Below are 20,697 nucleotides of genomic sequence, written 5' to 3'. Positions count from 1 at the left end.
CCCGGGGCGCCATGCCGCAGGGCAACGCCGTTCCCTGTCCTGCGCAGTTGGTGATACGTTCCCGAGATGGCGGCGATCCCATCGCGCGCCGCCGCACCGGCCATGAACGATCTTATTTCCATCTCCTCGAGCGTGCTCCCCCCCTCCACACGCGTCGTCGGCTTCCGCGGCGTCGAGGCCATCTCGACGCCGTACGAGATTGAAATTTTCTTCTCCTTCTCCTTTCAGGACACCGAAGCCGACGACTTCGATCTCGCCGACATGATCGGGGGCAAGGCGGTGCTCACCCTGGATCGCGCGACAGACCGGCTCCCGCCCTTCGTGTTCGCGGGGATCTTCGCGAACGTCGAGCTCTTGCACGAGCTCGACGGCCGCGCGCTGGTCCGCGGCCTCCTCGTCCCGAAGCTCTGGCAGCTGAGGTTGTCCACGCACAGCCGTATCTTCACGAGGATGGCGGTGCCCGACGTCATCAAGTCCGTCCTCGAGGAGAACGGGCTCGGCTCGGACGACTACGAGCTGCGCCTCGGCAACTACGAGGTCGAGGAGCACATCTGCCAGTATCGCGAGAGCGATTTCGACTTCCTCTCGCGGTGGATGGAGCGCGAGGGCATCTATTATTTCTTCGAGCACCGCCCCGAGGGCGACAGGCTCATCGTCTGCGACGACAGGTCCTATCCGGAAGATCCGATAGGCGAGCCGGTCCGTTACCACCCGCAGCTCGGGCGCGATCACAGCGCGGGGGCGTCGTTCCGCACGTTCACCTGCCGCCACCGGACGCTCCCGGCCAAGATCAAGCTGAAGGACTACGACTACGCCCGGCCGAACCTCGAGGTCGCCGGCTCGGCCCGGATCTCGACGAGCGGCGTGGGCGAGGTGAGCCTGTACGGCGAGCGCTTCTTCACGCCGGCCGCCGGCGACCGCCTCGCCCGGCTCCGCGCCGAGGAGATGCTCGCCCGCCAGGTCCTCTACCACGCGGCGGGCACCCGGACGCACCTCCGGACGGGCGCCACGTTCGCCCTCGACGACCACCCGCGCGCGTCGTTCAACGCCAGGTACCTCACCATCGAGGCGCACCATTACGGCAACCAGTCCGGCGGCTCCGACGCGTTCAAGGAGCTGATCGATCTGCCGCACGAGGATGTCTATTTCGTCGAGATCACCGCGATCCCGGCCAAGACCCAGTTCCGGGCCGAGAGCCGCGCCCCGTGGCCCCGCATCTACGGGTACGAGAACGGGATCGTCGACGGCGCCCTGGACAGCGAGTACGCGCAGATCGACGGCCAGGGCCGCTACAGCGTCAAGTTCAACTTCGACGAGAGCAGCCTGAAGGCCGGCAACGCGTCCACGTTCGTGCGCATGATGCAGCCGCACGGCGGCGGCATCGAGGGGTTCCACTTCCCGCTCCGCAAGGGGACGGAGGTCGTGTTCAGCTTCCTCGGCGGCGACCCCGACCGCCCCGTCATCTCGGGCGTCGTCCCGAACGCGCTCACGCCGAGCCCGGTCACGAGCGGCAACCACACGAAGAACGTCATCCAGACCGGGGGGCGCAACCGGCTCGAGCTCGAGGACAAGTCCGGCCAGCAGCGCGTCACCCTGTCGACGCCCTACTCCAACACGTACCTCAGGATGGGCGCGCCGAACGACGAGCACGAGCTCATCGTCAAGACAGACGACAACACGCTGCTCGACGCGGGCAAGACCTTCGACCTCACGGTGGGCCAGAACGGCGGCGGCTCGTGGAACTGCACCGTCAAGGACGCCTGGATCACGCACGTCCAGTCGGGGGTCCACGAGTTCTACGTCGACGCCTCCACCTCGTACACCGAGGTGAAGGGCGACACGTGGCTCCACGTCACGGACGGCAACCTCTTCCAGGACGTCGACAAGGGCACGATGAAGACGACCGTGAAGGGCGACACCACGACGACGGTCAAGACGGGCAACTACACCGTGAGCGTCGACACGGCGAACACCAAGATCGACACGAAGTCGGGCAAGACCGAGATCCTCAGCAAGGGCGATATCGTCATCAACTCGGAGAGCGGCCAGATCACGATCGACGCGAAGTCGGGCAAGATGACGATCCACGCCGCGCAGGGGATCGACATCAAGTCCGAGGGCGACATCAGCGTGAGCGGCGCGCAGAAGTGGTACCAGTACACGACCGGCGACTGGTTCAAGTTCAACAGCAGCTCCGGCATCTCGGTCACGGTCGGGCTCACGAGCGACACGAAGATCGGGATCGCGAACGAGAACTTCATCGGCGGGAAGATCTCGACGACCCTCGGCGGCTTCGCGGAGTTCAACGCGGCCTACAAGTTCGCGATGACGGCGGCGGTGAGCATGGAGTACAAGTTCGGCGCGGCCCTCTGCATCAACGCCGCGGCCGAGGTGACGGCGAAGGTCACCGCGGTCAAGGAGGTGGCCGCCGCGATCGAGCACATGCCGGCGTGGATGGGCATGAGCGCGGTGCGGTACAGCCTCTCGGGCCTCCACACCCTCATGTGACGGCGCGGCGCCTCTCCCTCCCTCGGTCCCAGCCATGCGCGTGATCAAGCCCCTCCGGTTGTCGATCCTGCAGCGCGTCCTCACGGTGCGGTGCGAGAGCCGCCTGACCATCAGCCTGCTCGTCTATTTCCCCTTCGAGGCGCCCGACCTCCCGCTGCCGGAGATCACGATGTGGCAGAAGGTCGTGAGGCAGCTCGGCAAGGACGCCGCGCTCGACGAGGGGCTGCCGAAGCCGCGCGGCGAGCTCCTCGTCCACGGCAAGGCGTTCTCGCCGGGGGGGCAGCCGAGGCCGGCGTTCCAGGCCCGCGTGCAGGCGGGGACCGTCGACAAGGCCGTCTTCGTCGTGGGGCGGCGGCGGTGGGCCTATGACGGGCCGACCGAGCCCGAGCCGATCACCGAGATGCCCGTCACGTACGAGAACGCCTTCGGCGGGCCCGGCTACGCGCAGAACCCGGTGGGCATGGGCGCCTCGCCCGTGGAGGAGGACGGCGCCAAGGTGCATTACCTGCCGCACCTCGAGGACCCGAAGGCCCTGCTGCGATCGCCCGGCGACCGGCCCGCGCCCGCGGGCTTCGGGCCGCTCGACATCACCTGGCCCCAGCGCGCGCAGAAGGCGGGCACCTACGGGGCCAGATGGCTCGAGACGGAGTTCCCGGGCCTCGCCAGCGACGTCGACCCCGATCTCTTCCAGACGGCGCCGCTCGACCAGCGCATCGACGGGTATTTCCAGGGCGGCGAGGAGGTGGTGATCGAGAACATGCACCCGACGAAGCCCCGCCAGGAGACCCGGGTGCCGCGGCTGCGCGCCCGGTGCTTCGTCGCGATGAAGGGCGCGGGCGGCGAGTCGCCCCTGCACGAGGTCCCGACCCGGCTGGACACCGTGCTCCTGTTCCCCAACCTCGAGCGCGGCGTCGCCGTCTTCCGGGCCGTGCAGCCGATCGCCGAGGACGACGCCGCCGACGTGGCCACCCTGCTCGCGGCGCTCGAGGGGCCCGGGGCGCCGAGGCCGATCGAGCACTACCGCGCCGCGCTGGCGCAGCGGCTCGACAAGGAGAAGGGGCACCTCTACGGGCTCCGCGAGAAGGACCTCCTGCCCGAGCCCGACCCGGGCGCGCCCGCCCTGGCCGACGAGACCGTGAGCGACATGGATGAGCTGCTCCGCCGCGAGGGGGCGCTCCAGAAGCGCGCGCGGGCGCGCGCCGAGCGCGAGCTCGAGCAGGCGCGGCTCTCGATGCGGGTGCTCGGCCTCGACCCCGACGAGAAGCTGCCGAAGGCGCTCCCGCCCCCGGAGAAGCCGCCGACGCTCGACGAGCTGCCCGAGTACGTCGAGCGGGTGCAGGCGCAGGCGAAGGAGATCCAGGCCGAGGCCGAGGTCAAGCAGCGGAGCGCCATGGACGAGGCGCGCGCGGCCTGCGCCGCGCAGGGGATCGACTTCGACGCGCTGGTCGAGCGAGGGCGCAAGGAGGGCGGCGGCCCCCCGGCGTTCCGCGCCGAGGCGGAGATCACGCGCCTGCGGGAGCTCGCCGGCATCGCGCGCGCGGGCGGCGCGCCCATGCCGGAGCTCGAGGCGAAGATCGAGGATCCGGCCTTCCGCGCGGGCCTCCAGAAGATGGAGGACATGCAGCTGTTCGCGTACCGCTCGTTCGGGCACGTCTTCCCGCCCGCGCAGGGGCGGCCCCCCGAGGAGCAGGCGCGGCTGCGCGCCGAGGTGGAGCGGGCGGTCTTCGAGGGCAAGCCGCTCGCCGGGCGCGACCTGACCGGGGCCGATCTCCGCGGGCTGCGGCTCGCCGGGGTGAACCTGCGCAGCGCGCTGCTCGAGCGCGCCGACCTGACCGGGGCCGATCTCGCCGGCGCCGACCTGTCGGGCGCGCTCCTGGCCCGCGCGAAGCTCGACGGGGCGACGCTCGCGGGCGCGACGCTCGCGGGCACGAACCTCGGCGAGGTCGAGGGCGAGGGCGCGAGCTTCGCGGGCGCCAGCCTCGGGAAGGCGATCTTCTACAAGGCGTGCCTGCCGGGCGCGGGCTTCTCCGGCGCGGATCTCCGCGGGGCCGACCTGATGGAGGCCGGCCTGCGCGGCGCGGACTTCAGCGGCGCCCAGGCGGAGGAGGTGCTCTTCTTCCGGGCGGACCTGCGGGAGGCGCGCTTCTCGCGCGCGCGGCTCGGCAAGGCGACGTTCTTCCAGTGCTCCTGCGAGGGGATCGATTTCAGCCAGGCGATCCTCGAGGGCACGGGTTTCCTCGAGCTCGTCGCCGAGCGCGCCTCGTTCCGGGAGGCCCGGGCGCGGAACCTCCGCCTGATCTCGAAGTCGGCGCTCCCGGGCGCGGACTTCACGGGCGCCGACCTGCGCCTCTCGACGCTGCGGGGCGTCGACCTCACCGGCGCGAGCTTCGAGGACGCGTGGGCCGAGGGCGCCGACTTCGGCGAGGCCAGCCTGCGCGGGGCGCGGCTCGTCCGGCTCCGCGGCCGGGGCGCTCGCTTCCAGCGCACGGACCTCACGGACGCGGATCTCACGAGCGCGAACCTGATGGAGGCGCTGCTCCAGCACGCGGCGCTCGCGGGCGCGAAGTTCGAGGACGCGAACCTCTTCCGCGCGACGCTCATGGGCGCCAAGGGCGATCAGCGCACCCGCTTCGCGGGCGCTTATGTGACGCAGGCCCTGTTCACGAGGCAGAGCGGATGACGAGGGACGAGCTCCTCGCGAAGGTCGAGCGGAACGAGCCCATCTCCGGGGAGGACCTCTCCGGGGCTGATCTCGCCGGGCAGGATCTCTCCGGCGCGGTCTTCGAGAAGGTGTCTTTCCGGGGGGCGAAGCTCGCCGGGGCGAGGCTCGGCGAGTCGCTGTTCAGCGAGTGCGACTTCTCCAGCGCCGATCTCTCGGGGGCGCGGCTGCGGCACGGGACGTGGGACAAGTGCACGTTCTTGCTCGCGGATCTGAGCGCCTGCGACGTCGTCGGCGCGAGCCTCGTCGGCTGCGACCTCTCCGGGGCGCGCCTCGACCGGGCGGACCTGACGATCGCGAGCGTGGTGAGGGCGCGCGCCGACGAGACGAGCTTCCGCGGCGCGAACCTCGACCGGTCGATCTTCGTCGAGCTCGCCGCGGCGCGCGCGGCCTTCGAGGGCGCGACCCTGCGGCAGACGGGGCTCGCCAAGGCCGATCTCTCCACGGCGAGCCTGCGCGGGGCGACGCTGGAGAGCGCCGTGCTCGTCGGCGGGAGCCTGAGAGGGCAGGATCTGTCGGGGATGAGCCTCACGCTGACGCAGCTCACGGACGCGGACCTGTCGGGCTGCGACCTGCGCGGGGCCGGCCTCGTGCAGGTCAATTTCAAGGGGGCGAACCTCGCGGGGGCGAAGCTCGACGGGGCGAACGCCGAGCGGGCGCTCTTCGTGGAGGCGAACCTCGCCGGCGCGAGCCTCACGAAGGCGATCCTGCGGCAGGCGATCTTCGTCGACGCCACGCTCGAGGCCGCGAACCTGACCGAGGCGGATCTGTTCCAGGCCGTGCTCCAGCGGGCGAGGTGCGCGCGCGCGAAGCTGCTCGGCGCGGAGCTCGCTTATGCGGACCTGTCGTATGCCGATCTCGAAGGCGCCGACTTCTCCTGGGCGAAGCTCTTCCGGGCGCGCTTCCACCAGACGCGCGAGGGCGGGGCCGTGTTCACCGATCGATCGGCCGCGCTCGGGGACGACCAGGAGCTGCGGAAAGCGGAGCAGTGGAGGCCGAAGCGATGATACCTTTGCGCAGGACGAGGCAAGCGATGCGGGACAACCTGGCGAGGCAGCCGATTGACACCTTTGCGGTCCAGGAGGTGGGCACCGTCGTGGCGGCCCTCGGCCGTTCGCTGCGCGTCCGCGCGGGCTCGGGCGAGTACGAGGCGCGGCGGGCGGTCAGCTGTCTCGTCGAGCCGGAGCTCGGCGACCGGGTGCTGCTCGCGCTGCACGACGAGGGCTGCCACGTGCTCGCCGTGCTCGAGCGCGAGGGGCGCGAGGGCGGCGCGCCCGTGCGTCTCACGGCCGACGGGCCGATCGAGGTGAGCGCGCCCGCCGGCCACCTGACGCTCGCGGCCGAGCACGGCGTGCGCATCGTCTCGCCCGGGGAGACGGCGATCGCCTCGGGCAAGGTGCGGGTGGCGGCGACCGAGGCCTCGCTCGCGGTGGGGGCGATGACGTACGTCGGCGAGCAGCTCGCCGCCCAGGTCGACCGGGTGAAGACGGTGGCGAGAGAGGTCGAGTCCGTGGCCGAGCGCCTGGTGCAGCGGCTCGAGCGGGCGTATCGCTTCGTCGCCGAGTCGGAGCAGGTGCGGGCGAACTATGTCGAGGTCTCGGCGACGACCGCGGTGAGCATCAAGGCCAAGACCACGATCGTCTCGGGCGGTGAGCTCGCCAAGATCGATGGCGGGCAGATCCATGTGGGCTGAGCGGAGCGCGCGCCGCGATCCGGCGCCGCGGCGGCGCGGGGCGCGGGCCGGGTTCCTCCGCGCGGCGGCCTAGAGCACTGATCACGTTGTTCGAGCGAGAGATGAGCCGCCAAGACGCCAAGGACGCCAAGGACGCCAAGAACCCCAAGATTCTGCCCTCTTCTTGGCGCTCTTGGCGTCCTTGGCGTCTTGGCGGCTCGAAACTCTGCTCATTTCAGGCGGCTTCAATCCGTTTGTCGTTCTAGGGGAGGGCGAGCATGGGCGACCACTGGTACGTCATCTTCATCCCGATCACCCTCCTGCTCGGCGCGGGGATTGCCACAGTCCTGCTCATCCGCAAGCAGCACAAACTGGTGGCGCTCGGGACGCAGCGGATGGCCGAGATCGCGGCGCGGACGGCGCGCTCCACGGTGGCGCGCGCCACCGTCGTTCAGAGCCACACCACGACCACCATGCCGGGGCGCGGCGCGGCCGTGGTCGAGCTCCGGCTCGACGTGACGCCGCCGAGCGGCGAGCGGTACGCCGCCAGGACGAAGTGGGAGATCAACCTGATCTCTCTCCCTCTCGTGCAATCCGGGCAGACGGTGACGGTCAAGATCGACCCGCAGGATCCGGCGATTATCTACCCCGGCGAGGTCTGGGCGAAACCATGGCTGGTCGGCTGACCGGCCCGACATGACCAGCAAGACACCTTGGTGAGGAGGAAACCATGTTCGCCAATACCCAGATGATGGGCATGTCCATCGGCTTCCCCGACGTCTGCCTCACGCCGACGCCGGCGCCGGTCCCCGTTCCCTACCCGAACATCTCGGCGCAGCCGATGGGGATCCCCGCCGCGTACAACGTCCTCTTCATGTGCGCTCCGGCGCACAACATGGCGACGACGGTGCCGCTCACCAACGGGGACAACCCCGGCGTCGCCCTGGGCGTCGCCTCGGGCATGGTGATGGGGCCGTCGCGCCACATCACGGCGGCGTTCACCGTGCTCGTCGGCGGGATCCCCTCGACGCGCATGACCAGCATGACGATCACGAACTCCACGAACTGCCCGGGCGTGTCGATCGTCCCGAGCCAGGTCAAGGTGCTCGTGCTCGCGCCGTGAGGGCGGTGCGGGCGCTCGGCGGCTCGCCGGGCGCTCCGGAGGGCGCGCGGCGGCGCGCCGGGTGTTCCGAGGGCGCGCGGCGGCTCGCCGGGCGTTCCGAGGGCGCTCGGCCGCGCCCCCGTCTTTTTGTGAGCCACTGGGAGCGCCGCGCGACCACCTATTTCAGCTCCCGTGATCTTGGCCAAGCCAGCCCCAGCTCCCCGGCTCGCGCTCGTCCGCGCGCGCGCCGCGGCGGATCTCGACGACGCCGGCCTCGCTCGCGCGGCCGCGGAGGGCCAACCCGGCGCCGCCGGCGCCGTCTGGGACCGCTACGGCGCGCAGGTGCACGGCCTGCTCCGCCGCGTGCTCGGCCCGGGCGGCGACGTCGAGGACCACATCCAGGAGACGTTCCTGCAGTTCTTCCGCGAGGTGAAGAAGCTGCGCGATCCGGCGGCGCTGCGGCCGTTCCTCCTCGGCATCGCCGTGCGCGTGGCGCGGTCGGCGCTGCGGCGCCGGCGGTTCCGGCGCTGGTTCTCGATCACCGACAGCGGCGTGCTGCCGGACGAGCCAGCAGAGGGCGTCGACGAGGGCGCGCGCGAGGCGGTCGCGCGGCTCTACGCGCTGCTCGACACGCTGGACGACAGGGCGCGGCTGCTCTTCGTGCTGCGCCACATCGAGGGGCTGGAGCTCGCCGAGACCGCGCAGGCGAGCGGGATGTCGCTGGCCACGGCCAAGCGCCACCTGGCCAGGGTGACCGCGCGCGTCCGCGCGATGGCCGAGCGGGATCCGCTGCTCGCCGCCTACATCGCGCCCGCGGACGAGCGCGCGGAGGAGCGCGCGGAGGAGCGCAGCGATGGCTGATCCGAGGCCCGAGGTCCCCCCGGAGGTGGCCCTGCGGCGGCTCACCGCGATGGCGCGCGACGCCGGCGCGGTGGCGCGCACGGACGCCGCGCTCGCGCGCGGGCGCGCGCGGCTGATCGAGGAGGTCGAGCGGGCGGCGCCGCCGCGCGCGCCGTGGCGGAGGCGCTGGCTCGTCCCGGCTGCGCTCGCGCCGCTGCTCGTGATCGCGGGGCTGTGGGTGCTCCGCCCGGCGGCGCGCCTCGAGGTACGGATCGACGGGGCCGCGCCCGCGGACAGCTACGTGCGCGCGGGGGAGGGCGGCGCGACGGCGCGCTTCAGCGAGGGGACGACCGTCCGCTTCGCGCCGGGCGCGCGCGGGCGCGTCGCGGCGATCACGGCGCGCGGCGCGGCGATCCACATCGAGCGCGGCGCCGCGCACTTCGAGGTCGTGCACCTGCCGGGGGCCGAGTGGATCGCGGAGGCGGGGCCGTTCACCGTCGCCGTGACGGGCACGGAGTTCGACCTGAGCTGGCAGGACGAGCGGCTCGAGCTGACGATGCAGAGCGGCTCGGTCGCCGTGCGCGGCCCGCTCGCGGCCGGCGGCATCGGGCTCCGGGGCGGGCAGCGCCTGGTCGCGGACGTCGTCCGCGGCGAGCTCACGATCGCCGACCAGAAGGCCGCCGCCGAGCCGCACGCGCCGGAGGGCGGCGATCCGCGCGAGCCCGGGGCGGCCGCGGGGCGCGAGGCGGCGGCCGATGCGGGCGCGACGGCCGAGGCCAGCGGGGCGGCAGGATCGGACGAGAGGGGCGGGCGCGGCGAGGAGGGCGGCCGCGAGGAGAAGAGCGGCCGCGAGGAGAAGGGCGCGCCCGCCGCGGCCGAGCGTGGCGCGCCCGCGCCGGAGGCCGCGCCGAGCGCGGTCCCGGACCGCGCGGCCGCGCCGCAGAGCTACCGCGAGCGCGTGGCCCGCGGCGACTTCGCCAGGGCGATCGCGGACGCCGAGTCCCGCGGGATCGACGCCGTCATCGCGGCGAGCCCGCTCTCCGAGCTCGCCGCGCTGGCCGACGCCGCGCGCTACGCGGGGCGGAACGACCTCGCGGAGCGGGTCCTGCTCGCCGAGCGCTCGCGCTTCGCCGGCTCGCCCGAGGCGCGATCGGCCGCGTTCCTGCTCGGCCGCATGGCCGAGCCGGGCTCGCCCGCGGCGGCCATCGTCTGGTACGACCGGTACCTCGCCGAGTCGCCCGCGGGCTCGCTCGCGGCCGAGGCGCTCGGGCGGAAGATGATGGTGGTGCGCGCCTCCCGGGGCGAGGCCGCGGCCCGACCGATCGCCGAGGACTACCTCGCGCGTTACCCGCGCGGCGCCTTCGCGGCCACCGCGGCGGAGATCCTCGGCCGGCCATGAGGGCGCGCGGCCTCGCGCTCGCGCTCTGCGCGGCGCTCCTCGTGCCCTGGGAGGCGCGCGCGGGGGAGGGGGCCGAGGTGATCGTGGTGCGCCCGCCGCGCGCCGGGAAGGTGGTCGAGGAAGCCGCCGTCCGCCTCGCGGGCGAGCTGCGCGCCGTCGGCCTCTCCGCCCGCTTCCTGGACGGCACGCCGGGCGTCGAGGGCCGCGTGGCGATCGAGGAGCCCGGCGGCGCGTTCGCCGCGATCGCCATCGTCGAGACCGACGGCGGCGCGGTCGCCGACGTGTGGGTCGCGGATCGCGCGGCGAAGCGGACGATCGTCCGCCGCGTCGCCCTCGGCGATCCCGGCGCGACCAATGCCGCGAGCGATCTCGCCGTGGGGTCGGCGGAGCTCTTCCGCGCCAGCCTGCTCGACCTGAGCGACGTGGAGCGGAGGAAGCTGCCGGGGCAGGTGGCGCGATGGATCTCCGAGGCGCCGCGGCCTGCGGCCGTCGCGCCCGCAACCGATCCGGCGCGCGCAGGGGCGGCCGATCCGGCGCGCGCGGCGGCGGCGGCCGCGCCCGCAGAGGACGCTGCGGCGACGCGCGCGCCCGCCGCGTCGCCGCCGCCGCGCCGGGCGCGCCGTCGCGCCGCGCCGCGCGGGCGCGCCCTGGGGGATCTCCGGCTGGGCCTCGAGGCCGGGCTCGCGGTGCTCGCCGGGGGCTTCGGGGCGGTCCCTGGCCCGTACGTGCGCGTCGACCACAGGCTCCCGGCGGGCTTCTCGCTCCGCGGAACGTTCGTGCCGCCCGTCGCCGAGCGGCGTCTCGAGGCCCCCGCCGGGAGCGTGGCGCTCGGCCAGACGGCCGCGCTGGTCGGCGTCTCGCATGCGGCCGGAGGCGATGCGTGGCCGGTCCACCCGGTGATCGCGATCGACGCGGTCGTCTACCACCTGACCGTCGACGGCCGGGCGAACCCTCCGCACCGGGACCGGCGCCAGGCCTGGCTCACCGCCGGCGTCTCTCTCGGGGGCGGCGTCGGCGTGCGCCTCCTTCCGCAGCTCACCGCGCTCGCGCAGCTCGATGTCCTCCTGCTCGCGCGAGAGCCGGTGGTGACCATCGCGGGCGCGGAGGTGGGCCGGACCGGGCGCCCGGTGTTCCTCCCGAGCCTCGGGCTCAGGCTGGGATTCTGAGGCGGAGGCCCCCGGGAGATCCGATTTTCGTGAGCTACGGAGACGGCGTCACACCCACTTATCCAGGCGAGGCCTCGGGTGGCCTCGCTTCGAGAGGGAGAACCCATGAGCTACCATGTTCTTGCGCGCCCGTGGCCGCTCGCCGCGGCGGCAGTGCTCTTCTTGCTGTACGCGTGCGACACGAGCACGCTCGAAGGACTCGACACCACGGACGAGGGCGCGCTCACGGACCCGTGTCCGGACTGCCTGCTGCCCGAGGATGGCGGCGAGGGCGACGACAACGAGGGCTACCTCGGCGCGGGGGGAGCCCCCCTGGAGGTGGAGTGCGGCAACGGCGTGGTGCAGAGGCCGTCGGAGCAATGCGACGACGCCAACGACGACGACGAGGACGGGTGCACGAGCGACTGCACGCTCACCCCGGTCTCGGTCAACGCGGTGTGCGGCGACGGCGTGGTGCAGACCCCGGTGGAGCAGTGCGACGACGCCAACACGGACGACGACGATGGGTGCGCCAACGATTGCGTGTTCAGCACGGTCACCTTCGCGTACAGCGGCGTCGTCACCAGCGTGACCCACACGGGCAGCCTGGATCCGCAGGAGAGCGGGGTCGTCGTCGGCGATCCCTTCACCGGGACCTACTTTTTCGACCCGCACATGCACGATGGCAACGGCCATCCCTTCTGGGCCAGCTATAGTTTCCAGAACTTCCCGGGCTTCTTCGGGCATCAAGCGCAGGTCGGTCCACTGACGGTGACCTCGATATCGCCGTCTCCGCAGGAGTTTTCGGGAGACAGCTCGCACATCTCGATCTCCGACGGTGTGCCTGGTTATGAGGATAACTACACTGTGAGCTGCGAGCTCAACGCGGTCGCGGGCCTCCCTTCATGGGATGTCGACAGCAGGTCCGCTCACTGGAACCTGGAGCTCAGGAACCTGAGCGATCCGTCGGCGGTGACGTCCACCGCGCTCACGGGGACACCGCCGGATCTGAGCAAGTTCGAGATGAAGGAGGTCCTCCTCTCGCTTCAGTACTCGAGCGGGCATCCGGCCCAGCACGGGGCGGTCTACATCACGGCCGAGCTGACCTCGCTCACGCGGGTGCCGTAAGGCTGAGCTGGCGGCGCGATCGGCCGCTCGACGACGCCACGCCGGCACGCCGATCACGTTGCTCGAGCGAGAGATGAACCGCCAGGGTGCCAAGGACACCAAGAAAGACCGTGTTTTGGCGTCCTTGGCGCCTTGGCGGTTCGAAGTTCTGCGCGCCTCAGGCGGCTTCATCCTGGTTGTCGCTCGAGGAGTTCTCCGCCCCAGCCTGCTTGACCTGGGCGACGCGGAGCGGAGGAAGCTGCCCGAGCAGGTGGCGCGATGGGTCGCCTAAACCCCGCGGCCAGCAGCTCCCCGGGCGCCCCGCCCGCGGCCGAGCCGGCGCGCACGGGGACGGTGGCGGCGCCCGCAGGTGGACCCGCGGCGATGCGCGCGGCCGCCGTGTCCTCAATGGCCAGCCGCCGAACTGCCCCGCGGTGCGACCACGCTGCCGCTGGGCAACGCCCCGGTGCGTCTCGTCGAACTCAGCTGACGGGGGTCGCTGTCCAGTAGGGTGAACTCGGTGCCTGGTCCCCGTTGGCGTCCATCAGCGTGATGTGGTGCGGCCGTGGGCGAGATCAGGAATCGAGCTTACGGCGGCCGTGGGCTGACCACCTCGGGCGCCCCGCCGTGGACTTGGTGCCGCGCCGCTGTGGTGCTCTTGCCCGTATGGCCGTTCTTTAATTTCAGAATCGACCGCATGCGCGCTCGTGGAAGCGCGTGAGCATTACGAGCCACGTTCGGAACGGATCGATCACGTCGGTTGTGATCTAATCACCAGTTTGCGCTTGACGTCTAAGACGAACCCAGGAAAATGGTCAGCGTCCTCGAGTCGTGCACTAGCGACGAGAGATGATCGCGGAGGGGAGGGGAAGCCTGCGTGATCCAGCCGCAGCGGATCTTCTGCTTTTTGTGTGCATGTACGCCCGTCGTTGTCCCGGCGCCGGCGCAGGCACTCGAGCTCAGCGGTGGCGTGAGCGTGGGCGGGATCCAGGTCGGGACCGAGCCGGAGCTTGCAGTGAGCCCATTCCTCGGGGTGCTCTGGCGCAGAGAAAAGGACTTCCGGATCGAGGTTCACCACATGCTCAGCGTCGTTCCAGGCTCACGTGTGGGGGTTTACGATCGAACGGCGATTGCTCTCGGGTACGACACGAAGACAGGCAACGTCAGCCTCGGACCGTCCCTGTCGGTTTACGCGATGCCGGTGTGTGGCGCCGTGATATGCGACCGTGTGGTGGGCATCGCCCCAGGCGGTCGCGCCCAGTCGGACTGGTATTTCGCCGGGCGTCTGGGCGCGTCCGCGAGCGTTAACGTGGACTGGGCTGGCGGGAGCAGCCGTCTTCTTCCTGGTAACTTGATCGTGATGGTCACTGCTGGGCCCGTCTGGAGGTTCGGTGGAGAATCGAGATGAACAAGTTTCCTGTCGCCCTGTGCTTCATCCTCGCGGGGTGCAACTTCGATGTTGGAGATTGCTACCTACGGGATGATGGGAAGGGCGGTGCCGGCGGTGTCATCCTCACCGCGACAGGGGTCGGGGGCTACGGGACCAGCCCGACAGGATCCGGCGGTTTCGGGCCGGTGCCGCCGCTGGAGCCGCAAGACATGGACCCTCCTCCTCCCGTCTGCAACATCGCCACCCAGAGCCCATGCAACGAGAGGTGCCAGGCGGACTACGAGGCAGCTTCCGTCGCCTGTGGCAAGAGCGAGAGTGAAGCTCAGCGAAGGGCATGCGGTGACAGCGCGTACGCGGATTATCGCAGCTGCCGGGAGCATTGCCAGCAGAAGGAGAACGTGGATTGTGATGCCAAGTACCAGGATTGCGTGGACAACGGCCCGACGTCGTGCCTGAAGAAGAGCGCCGGCAAGACGGTGTGTCAGCGGTGCTGGGAAAGGTGCAACGCCGGAGATTCTCCTTCGGGTGAATGCCGCAACTGCAGGTTTTGAGGATCCGGAGATGATCCACGTCGCTACGTCTGCGGAAATCGGGAGGGTGGTCCGGCGCGGGCTTCGCGTGCCCGTGGCGTTCGTGCCCGACAACCTGCTGGTGGGGCCGTGCGCCTTGGATCCCGAGGTGCACGGCCAGCGGCGCTGTGATTTCTGGGGATTCCAGGGGCGGGAAGGCGCGCGATTTCGTGCATCGTTTCGTGAGCTGCTCGGCGCGGTCGCGTCGCGCCAGCGCGTCGTCGCGTGGACGTCGCGGCTCTCAGGCGACGTGATGGCGCTGTGGGCTATCTGCGCGTGGAGGCTCGACCACCGGCCCGAGCGGCCGGAGCTCGAAGTCGTCGTCCTCGGCGATGCGCCGGAGGCCGGGCTCGGTCGTGGAAGCATCCGGGTGACGCCGGCCGATGCGCGCCGGGGTCAGAGCGACGCGCGCGCTCCCTCTCCGACGCGCGTCCGGGAGATGGCGCGCTGCTGGCGGAAGGTGTCGGGTCGCGCTCCCGTCCTGTCGGCCGAGGGCGGGCGCGCCGGCCGAGCAAAGGAGGAGCTCGTCGAACTGGGTGCCTATCAGGCGGCCTTCTTTCCTCGGATGGTGGGACGCGCGCTCGCCCTGTCTCGGTTCGACGAGCTCTTATTCTCCTGTCTCGACAAGGACTGGATGACACCCGTGGACGTGTTTGTGCACCGTTCGTCGGCTGGCGACGAGCTGCGTAAGGAATGGATGACGCTCATCGGCGACGTCTTTCTTGCCATGCGGATGCGTCAGTGGGCCGGGCACCGTGGGGCAGAGGCTGCGCTGGAGAGCATACCGTATAGACCGGACCGGCCTATGCTTGAGGTTCGCTACAGGCTGTCGAAAGCCGGCGATGCAATAAGGCGACATGGTCTTGCTGAAATCGCTCAAGGAGCGCCGCTGCCGGTGTGGGGTGTTACAGCGTACGACCCGGCGGCACCATGGGTCGTGGTGGATGGCCCCTCGGGGCAGCGCCTCGAGCGCCTCGGATAGCCCGCCACGCAGACCATGGAATGGTGCGGCGAGGCGCACGTCGGCCCGGAACCCCCGGCATCGCGCCTGAGCTCGGAGACGAACGATGAATCGTGCGCCCACGGGACGCGGCGCCAGCCTCGCAGGAGACGCGGCGGCACAGCAGCGGCCGCGCCGGCGATGACCGGCGCGGCCCGCCTCCGTCATCCGATCACGGCAGCACCTTGCGCGTCGGGCACTCGCCGTCGCCCTGGAAATCGCCGAGCGTACGCGCCTGCGCGACGACGTAGTCGTACGCCGTCTCGATCGGGTCCCCGGGCACGGTGATGTTGTACTCGTCGCCGAACACGTCGGTGGCGCTCACCTGCCTGAGCTCCTCGATCGTCGTCTCGCCGTCCCCGTCGAGGTCGCAGTCGGCGACGTACTGCGCGTAGCGCTTGGTCAGCTCCACGCCGGTCGTGATGTTGTCGAAGAACCAGTGATCGCCGTGGATGGTCGGCTTCACGGCGACCGTGCCGCTCGTCGGCACGCTGAACCCGGTCAGCCCGTCCTCGGTCGCGCAGTCGTCGAACGACGTCCCGGCCGAGAAGCCCCATCGGAAGCGCACCTGCTCCGCCGGGACACACGTGTCCCCGGGAGGCGGGCACGACTCGCCGCCCGCCTTCTCGATGACGCCCGCGAAGAACAGCGAATAGCCGTTCTCCACCATCATGGCCACGTCGTCCTCCTTGGTCGGAGGCAACGTCTTCACGCCAGCGCGTGCGTTCGGCAGGTCGAACCCGAAGTGGTTCCAGCGCACCGCGCTCACGTCCTGGAACTCTGCGATCACGTACCGCGTGGCCGGGGCGTTCTTGAGATCGAGGACGAACACGGAGGGGTCGCCGAGCGTCTCGTCCGCGTCCGTGCGCCCCGCGCGCACGTTGCCCACCGTCACGAGGAACTGCTCGTACGTGACCTTCCAGCCGTCGGCGATGTTCTCCTCTCCCGTGCCCGGCTCGAGGCCCTCGGGGATCGTGTCCTCCGGCTCCACGAACACCTGCACCGTGCCGGTCTCCGACGCCGCGCCGCCATCGCCGCACCCGGCGACGAGCGCGAGCGCGCAGACCGCCGCCACGAACCCTGTTTCTCTCATTCTCTGCATGATCGAGCTCCTGAATCGTCCTGAATCCGCCGTAGTCCGAGCGAGCGCGCACGGGCGCGCCCGGCGAGCAAAGGCCCGCGCTGCGTCGCGCGCCCCGCGCCCGCGCTCTCGTGTTGTGATGAGGCCCGAGGGGATCAGGCCGCGGGCGGGGAGCTCTTCGGCGCCAGGATCAGCAGGGGGATGGGCCGGACCTCGGGCGAGGGCCGGAGCGAGGCCGGGCAGAGCACCTCGAGCAGCGTGGCCTCGGCCACGGGGTGCACGGGCGCGCCGAGCTGGCCGCGCAGGGTGAACGCGTCGCAGTGGTCGTCGTCGAGGTGGTCCTCGGCGGCGCGCTCGCCGAGCTCCGCTCCGGGGTCCTCCGCGGCGCGCTCGCCGAGCTCCGCTCCGGGGTCCTCCGCGGCGCGCTCGCCGAGCTCCGCTCCGGGCGGCCGACGCCCGGCCTCATGCAGCGCGGCGGCGGCGGCGACGACGTGCACGAGCTCGCCGTGCTCGCAGCGCGCGTGCCGGACGAGCAGCGCGTGCGAGAGGCCACACAGCTGCACGAGCACCGCGAGCGCCGCGAGCCAGCGCGCGCGCCAGCCGGCGCCGGGGAGCGCCCGCGCCGGGCCGGCGGCGGCGCCGCGGCGGCGCGTCACGGCGCGCCCGCCGCGTCGATCCAGCGGAGCTCCGGCAGGTCCTGCGCGGTCATGGCCTTGACCAGCACGTTGTGCGCCCGCGAGCCCGGCGCGATCGCGACCTCGGCCGCTCCGTCCGCGGCCAGCGCGTCGAAATCGACGCGCGTGATCCACGCGCCCACGTCGAACCGGACCACCAGCCGGACCGGCTCGGCGCCGACCCGCGCGGTGACCCCGACGCTCGGCACGGCGTTCTGTCCCGGGTTCTGCGGGAGGGCGTCGACCTCGGCCACGAAGTCGAGCACCTCCGCGCCCCGCGTCGCGCGCCCGCGCAGGAGGGCGGAGTGGCCCCCGGGAGCCCCGGGCGCCGGCGCGGGCGACGCCTCGGTCAGGAACCAGTGGACGCCGTAATCGAACGACGCGCTCCGGATCTCCCCCTCGAACCCGTGGACCCGGCCGAGCGGCTGGGGGGCGGGATCGAGCAGGTCGACGCGCGCGATCGAGAGCATCTCGGCGACGGCGGCGTCGCAGAGCGTCGCCGCGCCGCCGGACGCGGCGCAGAAATACACGGGCCCGAACGCCACCGACGCCTCCTCGAGCGCGACCGTCCACGCGCCCGCGGCGATCGCGCCGGGGAGCGCGGCCTCGGCGTGCGCGTCGTAGGAGACCTCCGGCTGGCTCGTCTCGGCGCAGCCGATCGCGGGCGCCGCGAGGAGCAGGAGGAGGGCGCTCCGCGCTGCCAGGCGGTCGTTCATCGTCGGCGCTGCCAGGCGGTCGTTCATAGGGAGAGCGTCACGTTGCCGAGGATCGTCAGCGGCGGCCCGGCGCTGATGTGCCGCGCCGGCAGCCGCGACGGCACCGGCGTGGTCGGCCAGTTGGAGACGAACGAGTACTCGGTGTCGGCGTACTCGGCGTCGAGCAGGTTCTGCGCCTCGACCCCGACCTCGATCCAGGGCCGGGACGGCGCGTCGCCGCGCCCGGCGCCGAGGCGCCGCCGGAAGGAGAGGGACACGTCCATCACGAGGACCGGCGCGGCCCGCTGCGCCCTCGGGAGCGGCTGCGGCGAGAGGAACGTCGCGCCGTAGCCGAGCCGCCCCTCGACGGGCGCGCCGGCGATCGCGACGAGCTCCCGCCGGAGCGAGAGATCCGCGCGCACCACCACGGGCGGCACGAACGGCAGCGGCTCCCCCGCGACGTACGACGGGCTCGGGTTGTCGGGCGTCGGCGCGGGCGGCGCGTCCTTCGTGGCGTGGGTGAACGTCGCGCTGACGGTCGAGACCAGCATGGGGCTCGGCGCCGCCTGCAAGTACAGGACGACCCCGCGGCGGGTCGTCGGCCCGATGCGGCGCATCCTCCCGCCCTCGGTCGGGTCGGCCTCGACGTCCTCGGAGAGGCGCGTCTCGTAGGCGGCCGCGGTCGCGCTGAGGCCCCCGCCGGGGCGCAGCGTCGCGCCGACCTCGTAGCTCCTCACGGCCGTGAACGGCGCGTTCTCCCCGTCCTCGAGCCACAGGGCCTGCGGCGAGCGGTAGCCGTGGCCGTAGGACGCGGACAGGCGCAGCCGGGGCAGCGGATCGACCTCCAGCGTCGCCCGCGGGCCGAAGGCCACGCCCGCCGCCGTGCGCCGGAACCCCTCGATGTGCGTCTCCTTCTGGGCCGCCGGGATGAAGTTGCCGAGGCGGTCGTCCACGTCGAACACGAGCAGATCGGCGCGCAGGCCGCCGCGCAGGCGCGCCCAGCGCGCGGGCTCGAGCAGCACGTCGCCGTGCACGCCGATCCCGGTCAGCTGGATCGAGGCGTCGATGCGCCGGTCCCACGTCTCGTTCTGGGGCTGCTGGAGGAGGTTCTGCGCCTGATCGATCCAGTCGGTCTGCACCTCGGCGCCGAGCGCGGCCTGCCCGGTGAGCCACGAGGTGACCGGGGCCTCGGGCGTGCTGTAGGTGAAGCCGCCGCCGAGCGCGGCGTCCTGGCTCGACTGCTCGAAGAGGTCGCCGCGGCCGGTCCACGCGGGGCGCTCGCGCGAGCGCTGGGTGTAGCCGGTGAAGTTCATCCGGCTCCGGTACCCGGACGCCATCGTCCAGAGCCACGCGCTCTTGCGGGATCCGTCGTCGTCCGCCCGCTCGACGACGAGCGCGAGCTGGAGCCGGGTCGACGCGGCCGACTGCGAGCGCGCCGAGAGGTCGGGGTAGGCGTCGTGGAAATCGACGCGCCCCGCCTCGATGTCGTCCCGCCGGAGCACGCCGGCGAGGTTCGCGCGGGCGCCGTGCGCCGCCACGTGGAGCAGCGCCGAGAACTCGTCCGGCAGCGTCACGCGGTACTGGCCGATCGCGGCGCCCGAGATCGCCCCGCGCGTGCCGTCGCCGAAGCCGTCGGTGGCGCGCACCGCCGCGGCCCCGAACGTGTCCTCCGACTGCGCCTCCGGCGCCCAGAGCGCGAGCAGCCGCCGGGTGCCGAACGAGCCGAGCGTGCCCTTCAGGAGGAGCCCGCGCTCCTCGACGCCGAGATCGAAGTACGCGCTGCCCGCGACCGCGAAGTCGCCCTGCTGCGGATCGTAGACGCCCTCGACGACGCGCAGCGACCGCACCACCTCCGGGATGATCACGTTGAGGTCGGCGTACCCCTGGCCGTGCACGTGCGAGCGCTGGTTGAGCGGGATCGGCCCGACCCGCAGCTCGACGTCCTGGCCGTGCTCGGCCTCGAAGCCGCGCAGGAAGATGCGCTGCGCGACCGCGTCGCCCTCGGGGTGCGCGATGTGGACGCCCGGCGCGGTGCGGAGCAGGTCGGCGGCGGTCGCGTGCGGCGCGGCGGACAGCACCGCGCGGCCGATCCGGAAGTCGCTCGACGCGCGCCGCGGCGGGTTCGGCCGGCCCTGCACGTGGATCTCGATCGGCTTGCCGGGCTCGGCGACGGCGTGCGGGCCGGCGACGCCGCCGGAGAACTCCTCCACCGGCGCCGTCGTCGGCGCGGGCGCCGGTGCGGCGCGCGGAGGCGGCGCCGCCGCGGACGCGGGCGGCGCGGGCTCGGCCGGCGCCGGCGCGGGCTCCTGCTCATGGGGGCCCGGCGCGAAGTGGAACGGCACCCGGATCCGCGCCCGCACGGGCGCGCCGCCGCGCATGGCCGGCGAGAAGCGCCACCGCTGCACGGCCGCGATGGCCGCCTCGTCGAAGCCCGCGCCGCCGGGCTCGGCCACGACGACGTCGCTGACCGACCCGTCCCGCTCGACGGTCACGAACAGCGTCACCGTCGTGTCGACGCCCTCGGCGAGCCGCTCCGGCGGGTACATCGGATCCACGTGCTCGAGCACGTGCGGCGGCACGACCGCGGCGGGCTGCGGCGCCTGCTCGCGCTGCGGCGCTTGCTCGCGCTGCGGCGCCTGCTCGCGCTGCGGTGCTTGCTCGCGCTGCGGCGCCTGCTCGCGCTGCGGCGCCGGCTCGGGCTGCGCGCGCAGCGCCGGCGCGGCGAGCGCGCCCGCCGAGAGGCAACAGAGGAACAGCCAGCGGTGCGTCTCCACGAGGGTCCCTTCGGGGCGAGGG

At 72.3% G+C, this 20,697-nt stretch carries 15 protein-coding genes; 11 read left to right on the top strand and 4 right to left on the bottom strand.

From position 1 onward, the window contains the following. Positions 1-66: 66 nt before the first annotated feature. The 11 genes from WMF43_RS39960 (at position 67) to WMF43_RS39910 (ending at position 15,433) form a co-directional block, all read left to right on the top strand. Complete coding sequence (locus WMF43_RS39960; protein ID WP_437673122.1) at positions 67-2,508, top strand: type VI secretion system Vgr family protein; 2,442 nt, start codon at positions 67-69, stop codon at positions 2,506-2,508. Between the two features lie 34 nt (positions 2,509-2,542). Then, a complete protein-coding gene (locus WMF43_RS39955) occupies positions 2,543-5,188 on the top strand; it encodes a DUF2169 domain-containing protein (protein WP_437673121.1) in 2,646 nt (881 codons plus the stop codon). Beyond that, positions 5,185-6,234, top strand: a complete 1,050-nt coding sequence (locus WMF43_RS39950; RefSeq protein WP_437673119.1) for a pentapeptide repeat-containing protein — start codon at positions 5,185-5,187, stop codon at positions 6,232-6,234. The genes WMF43_RS39955 and WMF43_RS39950 overlap by 4 nt, the downstream gene beginning before the upstream one ends. 26 nt (positions 6,235-6,260) lie before the next feature. Beyond that, entirely contained in the window at positions 6,261-6,920 is a 660-nt protein-coding gene (locus WMF43_RS39945; RefSeq protein ID WP_437673117.1) for a DUF3540 domain-containing protein, read from the top strand. A gap of 257 nt (positions 6,921-7,177) precedes the next feature. Further along, positions 7,178-7,585: a hypothetical protein gene (locus WMF43_RS39940; RefSeq protein WP_437673116.1), complete on the top strand. Its 408-nt coding sequence runs from the start codon at positions 7,178-7,180 to the stop codon at positions 7,583-7,585. Positions 7,586-7,629: 44 nt separating this feature from the next. Then, positions 7,630-8,022, top strand: coding sequence for a DUF4150 domain-containing protein (locus tag WMF43_RS39935; protein WP_437673114.1), 393 nt, complete (start codon positions 7,630-7,632; stop codon positions 8,020-8,022). A 171-nt stretch (positions 8,023-8,193) separates the two neighbouring features. Beyond that, the gene (locus tag WMF43_RS39930; RefSeq protein ID WP_437673112.1) at positions 8,194-8,862 is read left to right on the top strand and encodes an RNA polymerase sigma factor; all 669 of its coding nucleotides are present in this window, start codon (positions 8,194-8,196) and stop codon (positions 8,860-8,862) included. Beyond that, positions 8,855-10,240 (top strand): FecR domain-containing protein, encoded by a 1,386-nt coding sequence (locus tag WMF43_RS39925; protein ID WP_437673110.1) that lies wholly within the window; start codon positions 8,855-8,857, stop codon positions 10,238-10,240. Before WMF43_RS39930 ends, WMF43_RS39925 begins: the two co-directional genes overlap by 8 nt. Further along, on the top strand, positions 10,237-11,406 hold the full coding sequence (locus WMF43_RS39920) for a hypothetical protein (protein WP_437673108.1): 1,170 nt from the start codon (positions 10,237-10,239) through the stop codon (positions 11,404-11,406). Before WMF43_RS39925 ends, WMF43_RS39920 begins: the two co-directional genes overlap by 4 nt. A 105-nt stretch (positions 11,407-11,511) precedes the next feature. After that, the gene (locus WMF43_RS39915; RefSeq protein WP_437673107.1) at positions 11,512-12,513 is read left to right on the top strand and encodes a DUF4215 domain-containing protein; all 1,002 of its coding nucleotides are present in this window, start codon (positions 11,512-11,514) and stop codon (positions 12,511-12,513) included. Between the two features lie 1,930 nt (positions 12,514-14,443). After that, a complete protein-coding gene (locus tag WMF43_RS39910; protein WP_437673106.1) occupies positions 14,444-15,433 on the top strand; it encodes a hypothetical protein in 990 nt (329 codons plus the stop codon). A 190-nt stretch (positions 15,434-15,623) separates the two neighbouring features. Here the strand turns inward: WMF43_RS39910 and WMF43_RS39905 are convergent, their stop codons facing one another. The 4 genes from WMF43_RS39905 to WMF43_RS39890 form a co-directional block, all read right to left on the bottom strand. After that, complete coding sequence (locus tag WMF43_RS39905) at positions 15,624-16,553, bottom strand: hypothetical protein (RefSeq protein ID WP_437673104.1); 930 nt, start codon at positions 16,551-16,553, stop codon at positions 15,624-15,626. A 134-nt stretch (positions 16,554-16,687) separates the two neighbouring features. Continuing rightward, the gene (locus tag WMF43_RS39900; protein WP_437673102.1) at positions 16,688-17,188 is read right to left on the bottom strand and encodes a hypothetical protein; all 501 of its coding nucleotides are present in this window, start codon (positions 17,186-17,188) and stop codon (positions 16,688-16,690) included. After that, entirely contained in the window at positions 17,185-17,949 is a 765-nt protein-coding gene (locus tag WMF43_RS39895) for a hypothetical protein (RefSeq protein ID WP_437673100.1), read from the bottom strand. Before WMF43_RS39895 ends, WMF43_RS39900 begins: the two co-directional genes overlap by 4 nt. After that, positions 17,946-20,675 carry a TonB-dependent receptor domain-containing protein gene (locus WMF43_RS39890; protein WP_437673098.1) on the bottom strand — a complete coding sequence of 910 codons (2,730 nt, stop codon included), beginning with the start codon at positions 20,673-20,675 and terminating at the stop codon, positions 17,946-17,948. Before WMF43_RS39890 ends, WMF43_RS39895 begins: the two co-directional genes overlap by 4 nt. Positions 20,676-20,697: the final 22 nt, after the last annotated feature.

The sequence above is a fragment of the Sorangium sp. So ce131 genome (assembly GCF_051519095.1).
GTDB lineage: Bacteria > Myxococcota_A > Polyangia > Polyangiales > Polyangiaceae > Sorangium.
The sequence above is the reverse complement of the archived record's forward strand: the minus strand, read 5'-3'. Positions and strand labels throughout refer to the sequence as shown.

Excerpts from the sequence above, each read along its gene's own strand:
- WMF43_RS39960 (WP_437673122.1), top strand. The coding sequence starts at position 67 with ATGGCGGCGATCCCATCGCGCGCCGCCGCACCGGCCATGAACGATCTT.
- WMF43_RS39955 (WP_437673121.1), top strand. The coding sequence starts at position 2,543 with ATGCGCGTGATCAAGCCCCTCCGGTTGTCGATCCTGCAGCGCGTCCTC.
- WMF43_RS39950 (WP_437673119.1), top strand. The coding sequence starts at position 5,185 with ATGACGAGGGACGAGCTCCTCGCGAAGGTCGAGCGGAACGAGCCCATC.
- WMF43_RS39945 (WP_437673117.1), top strand. The coding sequence starts at position 6,261 with ATGCGGGACAACCTGGCGAGGCAGCCGATTGACACCTTTGCGGTCCAG.
- WMF43_RS39940 (WP_437673116.1), top strand. The coding sequence starts at position 7,178 with ATGGGCGACCACTGGTACGTCATCTTCATCCCGATCACCCTCCTGCTC.
- WMF43_RS39935 (WP_437673114.1), top strand. The coding sequence starts at position 7,630 with ATGTTCGCCAATACCCAGATGATGGGCATGTCCATCGGCTTCCCCGAC.
- WMF43_RS39925 (WP_437673110.1), top strand. The coding sequence starts at position 8,855 with ATGGCTGATCCGAGGCCCGAGGTCCCCCCGGAGGTGGCCCTGCGGCGG.
- WMF43_RS39920 (WP_437673108.1), top strand. The coding sequence starts at position 10,237 with ATGAGGGCGCGCGGCCTCGCGCTCGCGCTCTGCGCGGCGCTCCTCGTG.
- WMF43_RS39915 (WP_437673107.1), top strand. The coding sequence starts at position 11,512 with ATGAGCTACCATGTTCTTGCGCGCCCGTGGCCGCTCGCCGCGGCGGCA.
- WMF43_RS39910 (WP_437673106.1), top strand. The coding sequence starts at position 14,444 with ATGATCCACGTCGCTACGTCTGCGGAAATCGGGAGGGTGGTCCGGCGC.
- WMF43_RS39905 (WP_437673104.1), bottom strand. The coding sequence starts at position 16,553 with ATGCAGAGAATGAGAGAAACAGGGTTCGTGGCGGCGGTCTGCGCGCTC.
- WMF43_RS39895 (WP_437673100.1), bottom strand. The coding sequence starts at position 17,949 with ATGAACGACCGCCTGGCAGCGCCGACGATGAACGACCGCCTGGCAGCG.